At 38.6% G+C, this 13,679-nt stretch carries 16 protein-coding genes; 13 read left to right on the top strand and 3 right to left on the bottom strand.

Going from position 1 to position 13,679, the window contains the following annotated elements; translation table 11 throughout:
- Positions 1-8 precede the first annotated feature (8 nt).
- Genes GYM62_RS10030 through GYM62_RS10020 form a run of 3 tightly spaced genes read left to right on the top strand, consistent with a single transcriptional unit; the run spans position 9 to position 2,594 of the window.
- Positions 9-986, top strand: a complete 978-nt coding sequence (locus GYM62_RS10030; RefSeq protein ID WP_144605365.1) for an alpha-E domain-containing protein — start codon at positions 9-11, stop codon at positions 984-986.
- Positions 986-1,735 (top strand): peptidase, encoded by a 750-nt coding sequence (locus tag GYM62_RS10025; RefSeq protein ID WP_144605366.1) that lies wholly within the window; start codon positions 986-988, stop codon positions 1,733-1,735. The genes GYM62_RS10030 and GYM62_RS10025 overlap by 1 nt, the downstream gene beginning before the upstream one ends.
- Position 1,736: 1 nt before the next feature.
- Positions 1,737-2,594, top strand: a complete 858-nt coding sequence (locus GYM62_RS10020; protein WP_219959308.1) for a transglutaminase family protein — start codon at positions 1,737-1,739, stop codon at positions 2,592-2,594.
- On the opposite strand, the gene GYM62_RS10015 is transcribed toward GYM62_RS10020, so the two are convergent.
- Positions 2,595-3,365: a DUF6503 family protein gene (locus GYM62_RS10015; RefSeq protein WP_219959307.1), complete on the bottom strand. Its 771-nt coding sequence runs from the start codon at positions 3,363-3,365 to the stop codon at positions 2,595-2,597. It abuts the gene before it with no gap.
- Between the two features lie 165 nt (positions 3,366-3,530).
- Between GYM62_RS10015 and GYM62_RS10010 the strand changes: the two genes are divergently transcribed.
- From GYM62_RS10010 to GYM62_RS09995, 4 genes are all read left to right on the top strand, one after another.
- Positions 3,531-4,751 (top strand): PepSY domain-containing protein, encoded by a 1,221-nt coding sequence (locus GYM62_RS10010; RefSeq protein WP_219959306.1) that lies wholly within the window; start codon positions 3,531-3,533, stop codon positions 4,749-4,751.
- A 159-nt stretch (positions 4,752-4,910) separates the two neighbouring features.
- On the top strand, positions 4,911-5,513 hold the full coding sequence (locus tag GYM62_RS10005; protein ID WP_219959305.1) for a c-type cytochrome: 603 nt from the start codon (positions 4,911-4,913) through the stop codon (positions 5,511-5,513).
- A gap of 190 nt (positions 5,514-5,703) precedes the next feature.
- Positions 5,704-6,804: a glycoside hydrolase family 130 protein gene (locus GYM62_RS10000; RefSeq protein ID WP_219959304.1), complete on the top strand. Its 1,101-nt coding sequence runs from the start codon at positions 5,704-5,706 to the stop codon at positions 6,802-6,804.
- 156 nt (positions 6,805-6,960) lie between these two features.
- On the top strand, positions 6,961-8,028 hold the full coding sequence (locus GYM62_RS09995) for a phosphoglyceromutase (protein ID WP_219959303.1): 1,068 nt from the start codon (positions 6,961-6,963) through the stop codon (positions 8,026-8,028).
- Positions 8,029-8,329: 301 nt separating this feature from the next.
- On the opposite strand, the gene GYM62_RS09990 is transcribed toward GYM62_RS09995, so the two are convergent.
- Complete coding sequence (locus GYM62_RS09990; RefSeq protein WP_219959302.1) at positions 8,330-8,668, bottom strand: single-stranded DNA-binding protein; 339 nt, start codon at positions 8,666-8,668, stop codon at positions 8,330-8,332.
- A 487-nt stretch (positions 8,669-9,155) separates the two neighbouring features.
- Between GYM62_RS09990 and GYM62_RS09985 the strand changes: the two genes are divergently transcribed.
- The 6 genes from GYM62_RS09985 (at position 9,156) to GYM62_RS09965 (ending at position 12,189) form a co-directional block, all read left to right on the top strand.
- On the top strand, positions 9,156-9,413 hold the full coding sequence (locus GYM62_RS09985) for a hypothetical protein (protein ID WP_219959301.1): 258 nt from the start codon (positions 9,156-9,158) through the stop codon (positions 9,411-9,413).
- An 88-nt stretch (positions 9,414-9,501) separates the two neighbouring features.
- The gene (locus GYM62_RS21000) at positions 9,502-9,708 is read left to right on the top strand and encodes a GDCCVxC domain-containing (seleno)protein (protein ID WP_144603784.1); all 207 of its coding nucleotides are present in this window, start codon (positions 9,502-9,504) and stop codon (positions 9,706-9,708) included.
- 30 nt (positions 9,709-9,738) lie between these two features.
- Positions 9,739-10,095, top strand: coding sequence for a VOC family protein (locus tag GYM62_RS09980; RefSeq protein ID WP_144603783.1), 357 nt, complete (start codon positions 9,739-9,741; stop codon positions 10,093-10,095).
- A gap of 62 nt (positions 10,096-10,157) precedes the next feature.
- Positions 10,158-10,766 (top strand): hypothetical protein, encoded by a 609-nt coding sequence (locus GYM62_RS09975; RefSeq protein WP_219959300.1) that lies wholly within the window; start codon positions 10,158-10,160, stop codon positions 10,764-10,766.
- On the top strand, positions 10,753-11,283 hold the full coding sequence (locus GYM62_RS09970; RefSeq protein WP_219959299.1) for a GNAT family N-acetyltransferase: 531 nt from the start codon (positions 10,753-10,755) through the stop codon (positions 11,281-11,283). The genes GYM62_RS09975 and GYM62_RS09970 overlap by 14 nt, the downstream gene beginning before the upstream one ends.
- A gap of 114 nt (positions 11,284-11,397) precedes the next feature.
- Entirely contained in the window at positions 11,398-12,189 is a 792-nt protein-coding gene (locus GYM62_RS09965) for a hypothetical protein (RefSeq protein WP_219959298.1), read from the top strand.
- Between the two features lie 64 nt (positions 12,190-12,253).
- On the opposite strand, the gene GYM62_RS09960 is transcribed toward GYM62_RS09965, so the two are convergent.
- Positions 12,254-13,609, bottom strand: coding sequence for a glucoamylase family protein (locus GYM62_RS09960; RefSeq protein WP_219959297.1), 1,356 nt, complete (start codon positions 13,607-13,609; stop codon positions 12,254-12,256).
- Positions 13,610-13,679: the final 70 nt, after the last annotated feature.

Here is a 13,679-nt window from a genome sequence, read left to right as displayed (position 1 = left end):
CGAAAACTATGTTAAGCCGCGTTGCAAACCATATATATTGGCTGGGAAGATACCTGGAAAGGGCAGAAAATTATGCCCGATTCATTGATGTAAACTTTAACCTGATGCAGGATTTGCCTGTAGATCTCAAAGAACAATGGCAGCCTTTGGTAGCTGCCACTGGGGATTGGGAGTTATTTACTTCGCGGTACCAGGAATTCGAAAAAAACCAGGTCCTGTTTTTTTTAGCATTTGACTTGGATAATCCCAATTCCATGTTTTCTGCCATTTCTAGAGCTAGGGAAAATGCACGGATTATCCGTGAAAATTTGAGTAAAGAGACTTGGGAAAAGACCAATCAGCTTTATATGATGATGCAGGAAGGTTGTGAGAAAAAAGTTTGGAAGAAACCCGATCCCAGGCCATTCTTTGAAAAAATCAAGAATCAAATCCTGCTAATCTATGGAATTGCTGATAGCAGTGTAGCAAGGGTTGAAGGCTGGTATTTTAGGCAATTGGGTCAGTTTTTGGAAAGGGCAGACAAGACTTCCAGAATCTTGGACGTCAAGTACCATATTTTACTACCCTCCGGACAGGACATAGGTTCTCCTTTAGACTTTTTGCATTGGATGGCCTTGTTGAAGTCAGTTACGGGTTTCAATACTTATAGAAGAGCTTATGGAAATATTGACCCTTCCAACGTTGTGGAGTTTTTGGTATTGAATAAATACTTTCCAAGGTCTATATATTATTGTTTGAAAGAGGCAGAGTACTGCTTACATCATATTTCAGGTAATCTGGATGGAGGATTTAAAAACCCCGCCGAGAAGGCAATTGGTGAGCTCAGGTCTCATTTGGAGTTTGCAGAAGTTTCCGAAATCATAGACTTCGGTTTACATGAATACTTGGATAATCTGCAAATAAAATTGAATAAGCTATCAGAACTGATCGACAGTACGTACTTTCGACTTCGGGATAACTTTATCTCACAAAATCAGGATCAATAATGACATTTTGCCTCGGCATTAAGACCAAACAAGGACTGGTGGGTCTTTCTGACACCAGAATCACCTCTGGAAATGAGACTACCTCTTCCAAAAAAGTATTTACGGTAAACAGAGAAAAGCACTCCTTTTTTATCATGACAAGTGGTCTTCGATCTGTAAGGGATAAGGCTATTACCTACTTCTCAGAGGTCATCGAGCAGCAAGACGAATCTTTTACCAAATTGTACCATGCTGTCAATGAGTTTGGTAACCAAGTGAAAACAGTTGCCAAAGAGGATAAGCAATTTTTAGAAGAGGCTGGATTGAGTTTTAATTTATTTTCAATCATTGGAGGGCAGCTGGAGCATGATCCTGAACCCAAACTCTATCTATTATACCCTCAAGGAAATTGGATTGAAATTCGAAGGGGAACTCCCTTCGTGATCATTGGAAATTCAGGCTTCGGAAATCCGGTTTTGAAACGTTCTTTTCATTACGAGGATTCAATGGAGTACGCACTACGCTGTGCTTTTCTAGCTTTTGACGCTACAAGGATTTCTGCCAATGATGTAGACTTCCCCATTGATACAGTCGTCTTGAAAAATGACGAGTATTTTATCAAGGAAAAGAGGTTTGAACAAAAAGAGCTAGAGCATATATCAGCATTTTGGAATAATAGACTCAAAAATGCCATTGCCGAATTACCCGCTGAGATTCTCAATACTGCCATTTCTGATTTCCAGAAATTAGTTCAAGAGGAGAACGAATAATATGCTAATCCAAGTCAGGCACCTCAGCGAATATCATTACAACAATCCCGTGGGTTTGGGGGTACACAAGCTTTTCCTGATTCCTCAGCATCGTCCTTACTTTCGGATTGAGCATCAAAAAATCAAGATTGATCCAAAACCTGTGGATCATAATTACAGGCAGGACTTAGTAGGAAATTGGTATCAACAGGCTTGGTTTGTAGGAGAGACTGAATCACTCAAGATCGAAACAGACTGGATTTTTAGACTGGATTCCTTTAATCCCTTTGGGTTTATATTGGATAAAGGATTTGAGGACTCTGGTTGGAATCATGAGTATCCCCATTTTAATTATCAGGACGTGGAGAAGTTTTTAATTCCATTTCTGGACCGTCCTGAGCCTGTTAAGTACCGGGATTTCATCATTCCTATTAAAAGTAAGTCCTCTGGTTTAGTCGATTTTTTAGTCAGGCTGACAGAAAAGGTACATCAAAATTGGGGGCATATCATTAGACACGAACAGAATATTTGGGCTGCTAGCCTGACTTATTCCTCCAAAAAGGGATCCTGTAGAGATTTATCCTTGATGCAGATGGATATGCTGAGATCTCTGGGACTCGCTACCCGTTTTGTCAGTGGATATGCTTTCAACCCTGAACTGGATGAAGGCCATGAGTTACATGCTTGGCTGGAAGTCTATCTTCCAGGTTCTGGCTGGGTAGGAATGGACCCAAGTTTGGGGCTTTTTACAGACCATAATTATATACCACTGGCTGTGCATGCTGACCCTGATGCAACTATGCCAATTCAGGGAGCATTTTTAGGTTCGGGTAAATCCGAGCTACACACTCACGTTGAACTCAAGCTAATTCGTGCCTGATTAGTTGGCCACTACTGCCTGTTTTTCAGGCATTTCAAAAATATCCTCATTCAAGGGGTCTTCGCTAAGGACTACATCAGAAAAGCTTACCTGATATCGGATCCTTCCTGTAGAATCTCCTTCCAAAGTATAACCTGTCATAATTCTAGGAAATACCAGCCCTCCTGCATCCCGATAATCTTCATATTTCAAGGCATTAAACTGACTGTTGGATTGATCGAAAAAAGTCACGGTATAAAGCAACCAATGAAGTCTTTTGGTTTCGGGATCAACTAGCATGACATATTGATCTTCTGGACTATCTCCTTTTCCTTCATCAAAGGAAACCTCAAAGGTCTCAAACTCTTCCCCATTCAAAGTTTTATTGTCAACCTTTTTTACATTAACTCCTGGGTCAGTGAAAATGTAGGGAATGGAAAAAAAGTAGAAATAAAGATTATGATAAAACCGTACGGAATTACCGGCAAAAGCTTGTCTGTTTGGACTGATCCAAACTTTTTCTCCATCAAACCCAACCTGAAAATTCTGAGCGTCAATTCTTCCTTTTCTACTGTCTAAATTAAAAAAGTGATTTTCTTGGGTCAGATTAGTTTCATGAATCATGGTATAGGAAAAAGCCTTGGAGTCTACCCATTTATTCCAATCTCCATGAGCATCCAATACCTGCTTGAATTCCTCCGGTTGCTCAAGTCTTGGATCAGGAGTTTTTTCTGCACAGGAAATTATTAGAATGATGATGATAGAACAAAGAAAGGTTGAGAGGCTACGCATGAGATTCATATTTGATCGGGAAGATAAAAACTTTCTATGCTTTTTGCCCATTTAATCCCCTCGTTTAAATAACAAATCAGTCGATTCAAATTATTTTTTAGAATTAGTCTTAATAATAAAGATTCTTCTTTTAATTTTGACCAAATCTAAATAAGAAAGATGTCCATGGCTCAGAAATCTACTCTTTGGAAGAAAGTTCGCTCAGTATTTAATCAAATTCACCTCTATGCAGGACTAATATCCGGCTTAATAGTCGTTGCAGTATGTCTGAGTGGAACAATCTATGTTTACAATACAGAAATTAAAGAATGGGCTGATTCTGATAGATATTTTGTAGAAAAAGGAGAAGAATCAATGTCCTTGGATGTGCTGAAATCTCAGATGGAAAGTAAGTTGGAAGGAAAAGTCACTTCCGTCTTTGTATCTGAAGATCCTGAGAAGTCCGTTCAAATTGGATTTTTGAAAGCAGGAGAAGAGGGTAGAGGTACTACCTATTATGTAAATCCATATACTGCTGAAATTTTAGCAGATAATTCCGAGCGAACTTCTGCAGAGGAATTCATGAGTTATATGTTTTCTCTACACCGCTGGCTGATGATTGATAGAGTGGAGGAGCAGATTTTGGAAAGTATGGGAAATCGGGATTTAGGAAGATTTATAAATGGGATCGCCACTTCTTTATTTTTGCTGGGAGTTATTACCGGAATTTTCATTTGGGTTCCACAAAAAGTGAAAGGCTGGAAGCAAGGATTGAAAGTGAAATGGTCTGGAAACTGGAAGCGAATTAATCACGACCTACATAATACCTTAGCTTTTTATTCACTGATAGCATTGTTTATCATGTCCGCAACCGGTCTTTTCTGGTCATTTCAATGGTATAGGGAAGGCTGGCAGAAAACCTGGGATACTTATCAGGCACCGCAGGAAGAAAAATCTGAACCAGAAGAGATTATTGTTCCTGGACCAGCCAAAGAGTTCTCTTTGGATGCAGTTTTGGCTAGTTCTGAGGAAATATTGCCTTATTCGGGCAATACCAGGATTTCTCTACCTTCTGATGATTCCGAACCGATTGAGGTAGCCAAGTATAGAACAGGATTTTTTGCAAGAGCAGGTTCGGATCAGCTTTCTTTGGATCAATCTGATTTGGCATTAATAGATCAAAAACTTTTTTCTGATATGTCAGTAAGGCAGCAAATCGGTAGATCCGTAAAAAGCCTGCACATGGGAGATATCTTTGGGCCTTTTACCAAGTTTTTATGGTTTGTGGCATGTTTGATAGCTACTTCTTTGCCAGTTACCGGAACCTTGATTTGGTGGAATAAAAGGAGGAAGAAAGGGAGCAAAAATAAATTAAAGAAAAAGGTTAAGGATTTAGAAATGGCTTGATATTTCAGCAGTAAGCAAGTTCAACCGGGGTCAGAGAGATTTCCGGTTTTTTTATTTTTTTCAACACTTAAAACCTTATTTACCACACTTTATTTCAAAGTTTTCAGGGCTTTTCGGGAATCACTTAGCTTAGAGTGTATTCAAATAAAAAGTAAAATTATGTCTTTTAAGAACAGATTATTTTCGAAGGCTGGACTCGTCATTGTAAGCTTTTTCTATTTTTCTTGCCAATCCCAGGAAAAGGGTGCAGAATTAAGTAATTCTTCAAATATTGGGGAGCCTACTCACGAAGAACTCGTGGCAAGAGGTAAATATCTGATAGGAATTATGGGTTGTAATGATTGTCATTCTCCCAAAAGAATGGGCGAAAGGGGGCCTGAAGTTATTCCAGAACTTGCGCTTTCGGGGTATCCTTCCGACAGGCCTATCATCAAATTTGACAATCCTTTAGTTAAGGAAGGGTTTGGAATGTTTTATCCAGACTTGACAGGGGCTGCCGGCCCTTGGGGGATTTCTTTTGCTGCTAACCTGACTCCTCATGAAACTGGCCTTGGAAATTGGACTTTGGAACAATTCACCGTTGCACTAAAGGAAGGAAAATCCAAAGGTCTACGATCCAATCGCATGCTTTTGCCTCCCATGCCTTGGGAAAATTATGTTGCCATGGAGGATGAGGACATCAAGGCAATGTTTGAATATTTACAAAGTATTCAGCCTGTGGATAATGTAGTTCCGCAGCCAATATCCCCTGATAGAATGTGATTTATCGAGGATTTCGATGCGGAGAGGGCTATGCTTAGAATTTATTAAGCATAGCCTTTTTTATAGTTTTTTGCTGAACCATAATTTATTTTGTTTCATGCATATCTCATGTAATATTCATTTAGATTCCTGGGGGAAAGTAGAAAGATATTCCTACTTTATTTAATCAAATAATGGTTAAAATTGAAGTATGAAAAATCTTCTAATTCTAATTTTCCTTATAGCAGCTATTCCTGAGTCAGGCTTTTCTCAGGATAAAAACTGGATGTTGGGTCCTTTCTTAAGGCCGGAATCTGGAAAGCCTATAATCAGTCCTAAGAATGAATCTACTTTTGAAGACCCTATGACGGGTAGGAAAGTTTACTGGGAATCCATGGCCACTTTTAATCCTGCAGCAATTGTCAGGGAAGGAAAAATTAACGTGTTATATCGCGCAGAAGAAAAGTTGGGAGAAAAAGAGATAGGAGGACATACTTCCAGAATAGGGATGGCTATTTCTTCTGATGGAATCAATTTTGAAAGAAAATCAAGTCCCATATTTTTCCCCGATAATGATAATCAAAAAGAGTTTGAATGGCCAGGAGGTACAGAGGATCCTAGAATTGTGGAGACTGAGGACGGCTTGTATGTTCTAACCTATACGCAATGGAATAGGGATGTGCCAAGACTTGCTGTGGCTATCTCAAAGGATTTGTATAACTGGGAGAAAAAGGGTCCCATTTTCATCAATTGGAAGGAAGGCAAGTACCACAATATTGAGTCAAAATCCGGAGCCATAGTAACCAAATTGGTAGACGGGAAATTGGTGGCTGCTAAAATCAACGGAAAATACTGGATGTATTATGGTGTTCCGCATATTTGGTTAGCAAGTTCTGAAGATTTGATTAACTGGACACCGGTGGAAAATCATGAAGGAAACAGGGTTCCAGTTCTAAGCCCAAGACCTGGATATTTTGATTCTTGGTTGGTGGAAGCAGGACCACCACCTGTTTTGACTAAAGATGGAATTGTGGTTCTTTATAATGCCGGGAACTCGAATGTTGTTGGTATTCAGGAACTCGGAAACCGGGTTTATACAGGTGGTCAGGCGCTTTTTGATTCGAATGAACCTTGGAAATTAGTAGATAGAACTGATGATCCATTTATCCAGCCCGAACTACCATTCGAGAAGTCTGGGCAATATCCAGAAGGTACTACCTTTTTGGAAGGCTTAGTTTATTTTCAAGGAGCTTGGTACCTGTATTATGGTACAGCAGATAGTATGGTTGGGGTGGTTGTGGATAGAGATTAGAAGTTAGAGACTAGATGCGAGAAGCGAGAGACTAGAAATTAGATTAATTAGAAAAATTAGCTAGAAATTATGGCTAGGTATAATTTCTAGGGGAGTTGCCTAGGTTTGAGTGAAAAATTTGAAATGAATTTTTAAGAAAAAATTCCTTCAATTGCTATGAATAGTAAGTTGCTTTTTACAACCATCCTATTGGTTTTATCGGGCTTGGTTCAGGCTCAAGAAACCAAAAACATCATATTGATTACCTTGGATGGCTTAAGGTGGCAGGAAGTTTTTTCGGGAGCTGATTCTTTATTTCTCAGAGATGCCGAAATGGTCAAATATCCTCAAAGTTTGTATGAGGAATTTTGGGATTCTGATCCTACCAAACGAAGGGAGGTTTTGCTACCATTTTTCTGGAGTACTATTGCTTCACAAGGACAGCTTTATGGGAATCGTCAGTTGGGGAGTTTAGTCAATACAAAAAATACCCATTGGTTCTCATATCCTGGTTATAATGAAATTTTGACCGGCTTTGCTGATGATGAGCGAATTTCCTCGAATGATAAAATTAACAACCCCAACACGACCTTCTTGGAATACCTGAATCAAATGGAGGCTTTTCAAGGAAGGGTATTGGCATTTGGCTCTTGGGATGTTTTTCCTTATATCATCCATGAGGAAAGAAGCGGGATTCCAGTGAATGCAGGTTTTAATCAGGCTGAAGGAGAGAATTTGTCTGATAAAGAAGAGTTGCTAAATAAATTACAGAAAGAGATTATAGGACCTTGGACAGAAGTTAGATTGGATGCCTTTACCCATCATTTTGCTATGGAGGCTTTGAAAAACCAAAGACCAAGAGCATTGTATATAGCCTATGGTGAAACGGACGATTGGGCGCATGAGAACCATTACGATAGATATCTTTGGGCCGCAATGCAGACAGATGCTTACATCAAAGAAATTTGGGAATGGGTTCAAAGTGATCCTGAATACCGTGATAACACCTCCCTTATTATCACTACTGATCATGGAAGAGGAGTTAGAAAGGATACCTGGTTGGGGCATGGTTCTTCCATTCCAGAATCCAGCGAAACTTGGATTGCTCTATTGGGAGCAGGGGTAAATCCTCGAGGTGAAATTGCAGAAAAGGGACAATGGTACAACGCCCAAATAGCTAGGACAATTTTTGATTTGTTGGGTATGGATTATCCAGATCAAAAAGCAGCTTCACCTTTGAAGTGAGTACAGCCGTAGAAGCTGCATTACCCTGAATAAAAATTATTCCGAGCCACTGTAAAACTGGAGTTTTTGAAATTTGCTACTTATCAGACGTAGCCTTAAAAATAGCTACGTCTGATTTTCGCGATTTAACCCGGATTATGCATTAGAATCTGTAGTGAGAGATCAAACCGCAATAAAATCAAGTATTTAGCGAATGAAGCATAGCACCGCTACGGTGATTGAGCTAAATACAGCAAAGCGATTGATTTTGAAGCGGTTTGGACTCGTAATAAGAAGTCTACTGCATATTTCGGGTCTAAAATTAGGATTTAGAACCCATTAACATCACTTCACTGACCACCACCTCTGTGATATATCGCTTTACTCCTTCTTTGTCTGTATAATTCCTGCTACTGAGTTTTCCTTCAATGCCGATCTCTGAACCTTTATCAGTATATTTTTCCACGATTTCCACCTGTTTTCCCCAGATGACTAAATTGTGCCAGGTAGTCTCTTCGACCTTTTCTCCCTGTTGATTTCTATAGGTTTCATTGGTTGCCAATCGAACTTTTCCCAGCTTCTTGCCGGACTCCAAAGTCTTTACTTCAATTTTGTCTGCCATTCTTCTGATGAGTTGAACTCTGTTTCTTAGTGCGTTCATAATAGTTATAGTTTTAGTGTGAAATAATTTTTCGCCAGAGGCAAATTGATGAGTCAAAGGTGTAGGGCCGTTGAGAAATTAGTCGGGAGGCAGTCGATAGTATCCGATAGCAGTCGTTTGCTGTCGGATAATTGGGCTTTGGGAGACCAAATTCAAAAAATTCAAAAAAAAGTTTAGTGAATTTTTGTACTTACTTGTAGGATAGGTCTTTTATTACTTGGCTGAACCTAGCTAAGGACTTATTTGATTAATAAGGGAAAGGTTGACAAAGAATAAATTTCAGTTCAATTATTTATTTACTGTATCATTACTAATAAGTTGGTCATAAATGCATTTTTATAAATAATCTGATTATCCGCAATCATACTAGTTGACAAATAGTCTTAATTAGTAGTTCTTGGTAAGAAAGCGGAAATCCATATTAAATAAGTTGAAATTGAAAAAGTCAGTTTTCTTATCTTTACTTATATCAAAATTGATTTGAAATATGAGTTTGAACCTAGCATATTACAGAAAATCAGACTGGAGCAAATTGATAGAGATGATTGATGATCCTGAAAAAATGCATGATACTTGGGAAGAGTGGTACCAAGACTTTTTGAAGGTCGAAAAACAATTGAAGTCCTCCGGTTTTTTGCCCAATCGAATTGAAATTGATTTGGATGAATTAAAAGCATTTTGTGTCCAAAAAGGATTGAAAATTGACGGAAAAGCAAGGTCATTATATGTTAGTTCTTTTCAATAAACTTTAATTCTTTTTTCCCCTGACATAAAATCAAAAATAATTTGGAAGACCTAAATGGGAGATATTAGATTATTGGTAATTTATATTCATGCTTGTTCAACTAGATTCAACCATCACTTGCCCAAATTGTGGATTTCAAAAAAGAGAGCATATGCCTGAAGATGCCTGTGTTTTCTTTTATGAATGTGAGCAATGTAAAACTATACTCAAACCTCTTCCAGGTGACTGTTGCGTTTTTTGCAGCTATGGAACAGGGAAATGTCCACCGATTCAAAAAGGCAATTCTTGTTGTTGATTTAGTCACTACTTAATAAAATTAAATTCTATGCTCACAGCCATACACCCCAAGCTTCCCATGAGGGACAAGACCCTAACTCAAAAATATTATTGTGATCAATTAGGTTTTGAGGTGCTGGGGAAGGCAGACTATGAGGATTACCTCATGTTAAAAAAAGATCATATTGAGATTCATTTTTTTAGGTTTAAGGATTTGGACCCTAAAGAGAACTATGGACAGGTTTATATCCGTGTCACGGGTATCGAAAAATACTATCAAACCTTAATTGAGAAAAGAGTAGCTATTCATCCCAATGGACCGCTACAACTCAAGCCTTGGGGTCAAAAGGAATTTGCTTTGCTCGATCCGGATAATAACCTCTTGACTTTTGGTGAGTCTATCTGAAAAGCTATTTGAAATTTTACTTCGATCTTTTTAGACTGAGTAGAAGCCCTTATTTTTCCAGAATGAAAGCAATTTTGCTACTATTTCTTCTTCTATCACCACTCGCTCTTCTTGGCCAAACAGGCTATAAAGATGAAATGGGAAGGGATGTAAGCAGAGAGTATTTTGAAAATCAAATTTTGGAAGGGCCCTATTTTGGTATTCCTGATGGAGAAGGAGGAAAAATATTGGTTCATAGGATGCCGTTTGGAAAGGTGGATCCCCAAGCATTTTTTGAGAAAACAGGAAATCTGGATGCGCTGAATCAAGATAAATCACTGATTGTGATTTTTTATCCAGGCCAAGATGAATGTAATTCCACTGGTTCGGGAGATCGGACCAAATCCTTTGAGAAGGAGCACAAAACTTTAATTAAATGGGCGGAAAAAGCTACTGCAGCTCCACCGATTTATCTTTATTCCAATCCTTCTGGTTTGGAAAGGTTTCAGGATGTAGTTACCTGGAAACCTGATCCGGATGGAGTATTTTCCCAAACATTTTTTCGATATCCCTATCCTTGCGGAAGTTTTGTAGTGATACATCCATCGGGAGAGTTTCGAGGAATCTTAGGGGGATACCCTCTCAACCAAATTCAAGTTGCACTTAAAAAACTTCAGCGTGCCAACCGATAAGATCGATCTCACTATCACTCCCCTAAAGAAGAAGGAGTTGCCTAAGCTGGTGAATGTGGCTCGGGAGGCGTTTTTACAGGCTTTCACAGAAGGGAATAAACCTGAGAATGTAAGTGCATACTTAGATGAAGCATTTGCGTATTCCCAAATTGCCAAAGAATTTCAAGAAGCTGCCTCTCATTTTTATGTTGGCAAATTAGAGGATACCATCATAGGCTATACCAAGATAAATGAAGTACCTGCCCAAACTGATATCCATGATCCAGTGAGTTTGGAAATAGCTCGCCTGTATGTTTTGGAAGAATATCTGGGGAAAGGAGTAGGAAAGAAACTATTGGATTTTGGGATCGATTTCGCCAAGGAAAAAGGTAAAAAATACCTTTGGTTGGGTGTTTGGGAGCATAATGCCAGAGCGATCCGGTTTTATGAAAAAAATGGATTGAGAATTTTTGATTCACATCCCTTTCCTTTTGGAGATGAGATGCAGACAGATTATTTGATGCGGATTGATTTCTGAATAGTTTAACGGGTCTTCTTTTCCTCGTAAATTCTTCTGTTCTTTTAGTGATTTATTCTCAAGATGATTACTAAATCTTAATTTTTTAATATGTTCATATTTTCTCAGTAGAAAATGGAAAACGAAGAGTTAGAAATACCCAAGCTGTATTCATATTTAGGAATTTGCTTAGCCACATTTTTAGGAGGGCCTTTAGCAGGAGGAATAGTGATTTATAAGAACCTCCAAGTTTTGGAAAAACAAAGAAAAGGACTTACGATTGTTATATCATTTTTCATCTTTCAGACCCTATTGTTTTGCTCAATAATCTTCATTCCCAAAAATTTTGTCAATCAGATTCCTAACTTTCTAATTCCATTTATAACTGCTCTGATTGTCTACCATACTTCAAAAAAACTATTTGGTGAGGAATTAAAGTTTAGAGAAATAAATCATATAAAATCCAAAAATAACCTGAAGGCTGTAGGAATCGGATTGTTGGTTTTACTGATTTCCAGTTCAGTTTTTTTATCATTTGCCATTCCAATGAGACTTTTAAGTGAGCCTGAAGAGTTTGAAGAATTCAAGAGCGAGTTTGCCCTTAATGAAGCTAAAACATCAGATTTTAATGAACATTTCTTTAATCTTTCAGACTCAGAACTGGCCTCTTATTTTCAAAAAGATTATTTGCCAATTTGGTATGAAAACAAAGAATTGATTCAGGAAATAAAAGAATCAGACGTCTATTTGAATTGGGATATGGAAAAGAAGCTAGAACTTTTAGAAGAATACACTGATAAAAGAATTTTAATTGGGGAAGTGTTTTTGAAAGATTATAAAAATAGACATGCTACCTATATAGAAGATATAAATCTAATAATGGGCGATATACAGGACATTCTAAGGGAGCTTGAGGAGCTTTCTTAAAATGTTTTTTATAAAATCTAAGCCTTCAAACTCTTACTGCAAGAGAAGTTGATACGCATATTTTTTATTGAGGAACCTGGTACTCAAATCCCAGTTTATTCAATCCAGCCTGAATCTCAGGAGCATTCATAAATAGTTTCCAACCTAATCCAGTACGGTAATTTTCTATCATGGTCACCATTGGACCTTGATCTATAGCCAAGTAGCGCTGTGGGAAAAAGTTATGATGAGGACTCATGGCATCGTAAAATCCATAAGGCCCAAGTACTTGGTCTCCGTAATTTTCATATAAATTTCTAATCACTTTCATGGACTCTTCCGGAGTATATACTATGGAAGAAACAGCTGCAGTCGGAGAAATGACTCCTGTGTCATTTCCAGGCCGATGTGCATCGTAAAAGTTGATAGAATAAGAAGCGGTAAGTCCCCAAAGATTTTCTCCATACCCGGAAAATTTATTTGGGTTTGCAATACACCATGCTCGATTAATCAGTGTTTGGTTGGTGTTTTCCTGCCCATAATCTGCATAAGCATCTTTTAGCCCAAAAGGATGTAAGCCCAAATAGGAGTAATGTGCCCAAAATAGCGGTCCTCCCAACTCTTCCGCTCCATTATGGCGAAGCTGAAGCGGGAAACCGTATCCTCCGGCGGAAGGAGCTTTAATATCTCCTGATCTGGCCCATCCCTGATGGTAAACCTCTGAGCTAATGCTATGTGTAGGAGAGGAGGCTGCTAGGATGTAAGTGATTAATACCTCATTGTAGCCCTCCAAGGCAAAATTCATATCCCATCCAAAATTAGGAGACCAGTGCCAGTATAAAACATTCTGTCCTCCTCTTGTAAACCAGCTCCAATCCATTTCCCTCCAGAGTTGATCTATTCTTTCAGCAATATTTCTTTCTAATTCATTACCATCTTTATAGTATTCCCGCACAGCCAACAGGCCCTGCATCAAAAAAGCGGATTCTACCAAATCGGCTCCATCATCCTTTGGAGAGAAAGGAACAGTTTTTCCGGTTTTTCCATCCAACCAATGTGGCCAAACTCCGTGGTAACGGTCTGCTTTTTCCAGAAAGTTTAAGATTTTCTCAAATCTCCCTGCAGCCTGAACTCTGCTGATCCAACCTCTTTCAATTGCTCCAAGAATTCCTATTAAACCCATGCCTGTTCCTCCAGTAGTGATCACATGGGAATCATTGGCCGGATAAACGCCATCCATGTGAATTCTTTCAGGTGCCATTCCAGAGTTAGGTTCAGCCCCATCCCAGAAATATTGAAAAGTGTAATATTGAATTGTGTCCAATAGTTCTTCATCACTGAGTTTCGTGACATTCTCATCCGGTGCCTGGTCCACAGGGTCAGTTTTTGGCGAATCGCATGCAAACAACAATAGGAAGGGTATAATATAAATGGTTCTCATAGGAGTTTCTTAGCTGGGAAATAAGTTAAGGAATAGATAGGTAAAAACTTATTCAGACCATATTTTTGAC

It is taken from the genome of Algoriphagus sp. NBT04N3, from assembly GCF_019443765.1.
Lineage (GTDB): Bacteria > Bacteroidota > Bacteroidia > Cytophagales > Cyclobacteriaceae > Algoriphagus > Algoriphagus ornithinivorans.
This window is presented reverse-complemented; position numbering and strand designations above follow the sequence as displayed.

Bases quoted from the DNA above. Each gene is read 5' to 3' on its own strand.
- GYM62_RS10030 (WP_144605365.1), top strand. From the start codon at position 9: ATGTTAAGCCGCGTTGCAAACCATATATATTGGCTGGGAAGATACCTG.
- GYM62_RS10025 (WP_144605366.1), top strand. From the start codon at position 986: ATGACATTTTGCCTCGGCATTAAGACCAAACAAGGACTGGTGGGTCTT.
- GYM62_RS10020 (WP_219959308.1), top strand. From the start codon at position 1,737: ATGCTAATCCAAGTCAGGCACCTCAGCGAATATCATTACAACAATCCC.
- GYM62_RS10015 (WP_219959307.1), bottom strand. From the start codon at position 3,365: ATGCGTAGCCTCTCAACCTTTCTTTGTTCTATCATCATCATTCTAATA.
- GYM62_RS10010 (WP_219959306.1), top strand. From the start codon at position 3,531: ATGGCTCAGAAATCTACTCTTTGGAAGAAAGTTCGCTCAGTATTTAAT.
- GYM62_RS10005 (WP_219959305.1), top strand. From the start codon at position 4,911: ATGTCTTTTAAGAACAGATTATTTTCGAAGGCTGGACTCGTCATTGTA.
- GYM62_RS10000 (WP_219959304.1), top strand. From the start codon at position 5,704: ATGAAAAATCTTCTAATTCTAATTTTCCTTATAGCAGCTATTCCTGAG.
- GYM62_RS09995 (WP_219959303.1), top strand. From the start codon at position 6,961: ATGAATAGTAAGTTGCTTTTTACAACCATCCTATTGGTTTTATCGGGC.
- GYM62_RS09990 (WP_219959302.1), bottom strand. From the start codon at position 8,668: ATGAACGCACTAAGAAACAGAGTTCAACTCATCAGAAGAATGGCAGAC.
- GYM62_RS09985 (WP_219959301.1), top strand. From the start codon at position 9,156: ATGAGTTTGAACCTAGCATATTACAGAAAATCAGACTGGAGCAAATTG.
- GYM62_RS21000 (WP_144603784.1), top strand. From the start codon at position 9,502: ATGCTTGTTCAACTAGATTCAACCATCACTTGCCCAAATTGTGGATTT.
- GYM62_RS09980 (WP_144603783.1), top strand. From the start codon at position 9,739: ATGCTCACAGCCATACACCCCAAGCTTCCCATGAGGGACAAGACCCTA.
- GYM62_RS09975 (WP_219959300.1), top strand. From the start codon at position 10,158: ATGAAAGCAATTTTGCTACTATTTCTTCTTCTATCACCACTCGCTCTT.
- GYM62_RS09965 (WP_219959298.1), top strand. From the start codon at position 11,398: ATGGAAAACGAAGAGTTAGAAATACCCAAGCTGTATTCATATTTAGGA.
- GYM62_RS09960 (WP_219959297.1), bottom strand. From the start codon at position 13,609: ATGAGAACCATTTATATTATACCCTTCCTATTGTTGTTTGCATGCGAT.